Origin of the sequence: Paenibacillus sp. FSL H7-0943, assembly GCF_037963265.1 — a bacterium.
GTDB classification, from domain to species: domain Bacteria; phylum Bacillota; class Bacilli; order Paenibacillales; family Paenibacillaceae; genus Paenibacillus_AQ; species Paenibacillus_AQ odorifer.
The window spans coordinates 6,886,842-6,893,391 of record NZ_CP150148.1; the positions used below are offsets into that span (position 1 = coordinate 6,886,842).

Below are 6,550 nucleotides of genomic sequence, written 5' to 3' on the forward strand. Positions count from 1 at the left end.
GCTTATCCTTTCGCCGCGGTTACCCGGTTGTAATGCTCAAGATATACAAGAAGAATGGAAATATCAGCAGGTGTAACTCCCGCAATCCGAGAAGCCTGCCCGATAGAGATCGGGTGAATCTTAGTCAGCTTCTGCCGCGCTTCCATCGCTAATCCATGGATTTCATTATAATTAATGTTATCTGGAATTTTTTTCTTCTCCATCTTTTGCAGGCGCTCCACATGTTGAAGTTGTTTTTCTATATATCCGGCATATTTAATTTGGATTTCTACTTGCTCCTTCATTTCTGCATCCAGCATCTCTGGTGATGGTGATACTTGATCAACAAAACTATATACAAGCTCTGGGCGCCGCATCAGAACAAGCAAATTACTGCCATCTACAATAGGTGCCGATTCATATTGCGCTAGTACTTGGTTTACATCAACAGGTTTAACCTTTGTTTCTTGCAGACGAACAATTTCACGCTCCACCCGTTCTTTCTTATCTGTGAAGTTATCGAAACGCTCCTGTGTGATCAAACCAATATCGTAACCGATAGGTGTAAGTCTTAGATCTGCATTGTCATGGCGAAGCAACAAACGATATTCTGCACGTGAAGTAAGCAGACGGTAAGGTTCATTCGTTCCCTTAGTCACGAGATCATCAATGAGTACACCAATGTATCCCTGTGAACGATCTAGGATTACGGGTTCTTTGTCTTGCACTTTGCGTGCTGCATTAATTCCAGCCATAACCCCTTGGCCTGCTGCTTCCTCATAACCGGAAGTGCCATTGATTTGTCCAGCAGTGAACAGACCTGGAAGACGTTTGGTTTCAAGAGATGGCCATAGCTGTGTAGGAACCATTGCATCATATTCAATAGCATAGCCGTTACGCATCATCTCTACCTTTTCCATACCAGGAATGGAACGTAAGATAGCTAGCTGTACATCCTCAGGAAGACTAGTGGACAGACCTTGTACATAGTATTCCGATGTATTTTTCCCCTCTGGCTCTAAAAAGATCTGATGCTTAGATTTATCACTGAATCTTACGACCTTATCTTCTATAGAAGGGCAATAACGTGGGCCAGTTCCTTCGATAATACCTGTGAACATCGGCGCACGATGAAGGTTATCATTAATAATCTGATGAGTAACCTCAGAGGTATACGTTAACCAACAAGGAAGCTGTTCGTTATCGGATGATTTCGTTTCGAACGAAAAGAATTTCGGTTCATCGTCCCCTGGTTGAATTTCTGTCTTAGAGAAATCGATCGTATCACGATGTACACGTGGTGGAGTACCTGTTTTAAAACGAACCAATTCAAACCCAAGCTCCCGTAAGTTCTCAGAAAGCTTCACGGATGGCTGTTGATTGTTAGGTCCACTTTCATATGTTAGCTCACCCATAATCACTTTACCACGCAGGTAAGTACCTGTTGTCAGGATAACAGTCTTACTATGGTATTCGGTTCCGGTCTTCGTAACTACACCTACACAACGTCCATCCTCAACGATTAAACGCTCAACCATCCCTTGACGAAGTGTCAAATTAGGCGTTTTCTCCATAGTTTCCTTCATTGTATGTTGATAAAGGAATTTATCAGCTTGTGCACGTAAAGCATGTACTGCTGGTCCTTTACCTGTATTCAGCATACGCAGTTGAATGAATGTCTTATCTATATTGCGGCCCATTTCTCCGCCAAGCGCATCAATTTCACGCACTACATGTCCTTTGGCAGGTCCGCCTATGGACGGATTGCAGGGCATGAATGCAACCATATCCAGGTTAATTGTGATCATTAACGTACTGCAACCCATCCGGGCTGCAGCCAGTGCTGCTTCACAGCCAGCATGACCAGCGCCAATGACGATAACGTCATAGTTGCCTCCATCATAACTCATGTCCTGTTTCCCCCTTGAAATTATATTAAATCGTGAATCTTATTTTCCTAAACAAAATTGTGAGAATATTTGGTCTAACAAAGAGTCAGCTGCAGTATCGCCAATTATTTCCCCAAGCTGTTCCCATGCGAGCCGTACATCGATTTGAATCATATCAATCGGTATATACTGTTCTGCAGCATCGTATGCGTCTTGAAGTGATTTATAGGCTTTTTTGAGCAGGGCTATATGTCTCACATTACTCACATATGTCAAGTCACCCGATTCCAGCTTTCCACCAAAAAAGAGTGTCGAAATGGCATCTTCAAGTTTGTCTAGACCTTCCTCTTCCAGAACGGACATCGGTACAATGTTAGACTCTTCAAAAAATGAGAGCAACTTATCCTTATCCAGTTTGGGCGGTAAGTCCATTTTATTCATGATTACTAGGCACTGTCTACCGTGGATTTGTTCCATCAATGCCAATTCATCCTCATGCAGCTCTTCATTAGCATTCAGCACAAGTAGAATCAGGTCGGCGTCACTAACTGCCGCTTTGGAGCGCTCCACCCCAATTTTCTCAACAACATCCATCGTTTCACGAATTCCCGCTGTATCGAGCAGCTTAAGCGGTATATTATTTATCGTTATAAATTCTTCTATTACATCACGTGTTGTTCCTGGAATATCTGTTACAATCGCTTTGTTATCACGCGCTAATGCGTTTAGCAATGATGATTTACCAACGTTCGGACGTCCGACAATAGCTGTCGTAATCCCTTCACGAAGTATTTTTCCTTCATTAGATGTCTTAAGCAGCTTTGTTATTCCCTCCATAACCTCACTGCTTTTATCTTTAATAAATTCAGCTGTCATGGATTCTACATCATGTTCTGGATAATCTATATTCACTTCAATATGAGCCAGCATCTCAATAAGTGTATGGCGTAAAGCATGAATTCGATCCGATAAGGATCCGCTAACCTGTTTTAAAGCTACAGAAAAAGCCCGGTCAGACTTAGAGCGAATCAGATCAATAACAGCCTCAGCCTGCGATAAATCGATACGTCCGCCCAAAAAAGCACGCTTGGTGAACTCCCCCGGCTCGGCTAACCTTATCTCCTGCTGCAGAAGTAAATCCATCACTCTTCTTACAGAAATTACACCGCCATGAGCACTGATCTCTACTACATCCTCTGTCGTAAAAGAACGTGGTCCTTTCATAACGGTTACCAACACTTCTTCCATCTTCTCTCCGTTATCAGGACTGACGATATGTCCGTAATGAACGGTATGCGATTCCGCTTCAGTTAATGGAACTCGGCTACGAAATAATGGTGCCACTTGGGAAATAGCCTGTGGGCCACTTACCCGAATAATAGCAATTCCTCCCTCGCCTAATGCCGTCGATACGGCAGCAATGGTGTCACTAAGCATGCTGTTTTTCACCCCAAAACTTATATTTTTGAATAGAAACGTTCTTTTATTTTTAAAAAAACAATGACCCCTTACATTGGTCAAGGAGTCATTGCATCCATATAGTCTTTACTTCAAGGTTATAACGACGCGGCGATTTGGCTCTTCGCCTTTACTGAGGGTACTCACTTGCCGGTGATCCTGTAACCTGGAGTGGATAATCTTGCGCTCCTGAGGAGACATTGGCTCCAATACAACCTCTTTACGAGTGCGAATTACACGTCCGGCTAAACGATCAGCCAGCTCTTCAAGCGTTTTTTTACGGCGCTCACGGAAGTTCTCTGCATCTAACACAAGCCGTATAAAACTGTCGGAATAACGGTTAGCTACAATATTAGCCAAATACTGTAGAGCATCGAGAGTTTGTCCTCTTCTGCCAATTAACAGTCCCAAATCTGGACCGGAAATTTGCAGAATTGTGGATTCCTTGGTGTGGACGATTTCTACCTCCACTTCGAGCCCCATGCTCTTAGCGACATCCACAATGAAATGAACGGCTTCTTGGTAAGCTTCCTCCACCGGTTGTCCGGAATCTTGGCGTGGCACACCGCCGATGGCCTCCTGTTTGCTCTCTCTTGCTGACTGTTGAGGCAGTGACGGAGCACTCGCCGCTGATGCCGGTGCGGCTTCGGCTATCAAGGTTAGTTCAACCTTGGCACCTTTCGCACCGATCAATCCCAGGAATCCTCTTGATGGCTGCTCAAGTACGTTGACCGTTACCCGGTCCTTTTGAACTCCAAGCTGGGTTAGTCCCCGTTCTACAGCTTCTTCAATGGTTTTCCCTGTTGCGACGACTTTGCTCATTTTGACTTTTTGGCTCCCTTCGATGACTTGTTGCCGCCTTTGCTCTTCGGAGCAGGACTGGAGTCATCTGTACTTTTTACAGCACTTGCGATTGCCAATTTGTGTTTATCGTTGTTGCGGTATAAGAAGTAGTTCTGAATAATAGTGTAAAGGTTACTGTACACCCAGTATAGTGGCAAGGCTGCAGGGAAGTTGTACGACATAACGAAGATCAGAACTGGATAGATCATCATCATGAACTGCATTGGCCCTTGTTGTTGCACTGGGTTCATTTTGGTCATCATTCTAGTTTGAATAAATGTTGTTAATGCTGCTAGCACTGGCAAGATAAACAGATGATCCGGTTTACCTAGCTCCAGCCACAAGAAGGTATGCTCCCGTAGATGTGGATTATAGTAGATCGAGTTGTAGAGAGCGATAAAGATAGGCATTTGTACGATCAGCGGTAAACAACCCGCCATTGGGTTAACCTTATTTTCTTGGAACAAACGCATTGTTTCTTGCTGCACCTTTTCAGGTGTGTCTTTATATTTTTTCTGGATCTTTTGGAGTTCCGGTTGAATGGCTTGCATTGCACGCGAGCTCTTCACCTGTTTAATAGTAAGCGGAAGAATCAACGTGCGGACAATAATAACCATCACAAGTACGGCTAAACCATATTCTCCGTTAAACCAATCTGCAAACTTGTCCAAGGCAATGGCGAAATAATACACTACATTACTTTGCCAGAAGCCTCCATTCTTCAAATCCTCCGTAGTGTGCGTGACAGCAGTCGACGGAGCGCATCCCGACAGAACAGCTAACGACAACACCATTACCGTGATGAGGAGAAACCATTTTCCTCGTCTAGTCTTCATTAGAGACACTTCAAAACCCCTCTCTTAAACATTCCATTCCACCGTAAATCATACCATAATTATGAATACAAATAAACAAGCCTCTTAAGCACCCTTTATTTGCGGGAAGCCTTGAGTAGCTTGGCTTTACGAAGCACATGCAGCACACTTTTTTCGAGCTCTGCATACTCCATGGAAAGCGCTCCTTTTCTTACGATAAACACTATGTCTAAGCCACCTGCAATCTCAGGTTCATGGTGACGGACGATTTCCTTAACTAATCTTCTCATACGGTTACGGACAACCGCGTTTCCGACCTTTTTACTAACAGACACACCTACTCTAAATCGCTCTACCTCTTTTTTGCCAAACCAATACACTACAAATTGATGATTCGCAAATGACTTCCCATGGCGGTATACACGACTGAAGTCAGCACGGTTTCGTAAACGTAACTTTTTGTGCACGGGAATCTCCTTCATAAAAATCCGGTTTAAGTGTCCCTCCGAATTTTTTCTTCTAATAGTATAGGCATTTGCAAGCAGCCATAAACGACCACATTTGCTGTGCTGAAATTAAGCTTCTATATATAGTAGGAAAAATAATTTCAACTTCTCACAAAATATTTCTCAATATACGTTAAATAGCCCCGCAAAGTGTAGCTAGCGCATTAAGCGAGATCCTAGACTTTTGCAGAGCAATAATAATAAAAAGCAGTAAAAAAAGACCACCGCAGTGGTCCCTTAGTGGCCTAACTTACGCACTCAAAACTTTTCTGCCTTTCAAGCGGCGAGCTGCCAGCACTTTACGGCCGTTTTTCGTGCTCATTCTTTTACGGAAACCGTGAACCTTACTACGTTTGCTCACATTTGGTCTAAATGTCGGTCTCATAATTGCACCTCCCTTACAGGAACTTAATTACTGTCATATAAGCAGAAACGGACTAAGCCGTCCTTATAGTAGGGACAGTATCTACAGGAATTATCATTTTTATATATCGAGACATATCCTTACAGAAAACACCTTTATATATTTAAACATATTTTATGAGCAAAAGTCAACCTAGTAACAGGCTTGTTCCTCCCCCTCAAGCTCAGGTGTTTATCCACAACTCTCCCCAGGAAAAAAGTAATCCACAAGATATGACAGTTATCCACCTGTGATCAAAAAATAAAGTCGACTACTCACATTTGAGCACAACCTGTGTATAAAATTATCGAACCTTTGGCGTAAAGTGTCGAACCGTAAACAAATTATCAACAATATGTAGTGGTGTTCCTAATAATTGTACACAAGTGCTTGAATTTGTGGATAAAATAGCCCTGCTCATTGAAAAACAAGGGGCGTTTTGCTATGATGGTATTACTTTTGAATGTGAATAGATTTGTTTGTTCTCTTAATTATCAACAAGCTGTGGATAAAGTTGTGAACAAATCAAATTTATCCATATTTTTTTGTCTCTTCATATTGCCTACTGGGGATAAATATCAGCACCAACCTATTTTCTTCGACATTTCCACTTCATGGCTGATGCCACATTTGGAAGATTTAAAGGAGTGACAGTCT

At 42.7% G+C, this 6,550-nt stretch carries 6 protein-coding genes; all 6 read right to left on the minus strand.

Translation table 11 applies throughout. From position 1 onward, the window contains the following. Positions 1-2 precede the first annotated feature (2 nt). Positions 3-1,889 carry a tRNA uridine-5-carboxymethylaminomethyl(34) synthesis enzyme MnmG gene (gene mnmG / locus NSQ55_RS30180; RefSeq protein WP_339170645.1) on the minus strand — a complete coding sequence of 629 codons (1,887 nt, stop codon included), beginning with the start codon at positions 1,887-1,889 and terminating at the stop codon, positions 3-5. Between the two features lie 39 nt (positions 1,890-1,928). Further along, positions 1,929-3,305: a tRNA uridine-5-carboxymethylaminomethyl(34) synthesis GTPase MnmE gene (gene mnmE, locus NSQ55_RS30185; protein ID WP_076124328.1), complete on the minus strand. Its 1,377-nt coding sequence runs from the start codon at positions 3,303-3,305 to the stop codon at positions 1,929-1,931. A 108-nt stretch (positions 3,306-3,413) separates the two neighbouring features. Next, on the minus strand, positions 3,414-4,148 hold the full coding sequence (gene jag, locus NSQ55_RS30190; RefSeq protein WP_036677749.1) for an RNA-binding cell elongation regulator Jag/EloR: 735 nt from the start codon (positions 4,146-4,148) through the stop codon (positions 3,414-3,416). Beyond that, positions 4,145-5,014, minus strand: a complete 870-nt coding sequence (locus tag NSQ55_RS30195; RefSeq protein ID WP_036677747.1) for a YidC/Oxa1 family membrane protein insertase — start codon at positions 5,012-5,014, stop codon at positions 4,145-4,147. The genes jag and NSQ55_RS30195 overlap by 4 nt, the downstream gene beginning before the upstream one ends. 86 nt (positions 5,015-5,100) lie before the next feature. Beyond that, positions 5,101-5,451, minus strand: coding sequence for a ribonuclease P protein component (gene rnpA, locus NSQ55_RS30200; protein ID WP_076182243.1), 351 nt, complete (start codon positions 5,449-5,451; stop codon positions 5,101-5,103). A 289-nt stretch (positions 5,452-5,740) separates the two neighbouring features. Then, positions 5,741-5,875 carry a 50S ribosomal protein L34 gene (gene rpmH / locus NSQ55_RS30205; protein ID WP_036677745.1) on the minus strand — a complete coding sequence of 45 codons (135 nt, stop codon included), beginning with the start codon at positions 5,873-5,875 and terminating at the stop codon, positions 5,741-5,743. Between the last annotated feature and the right edge of the window lie 675 nt (positions 5,876-6,550).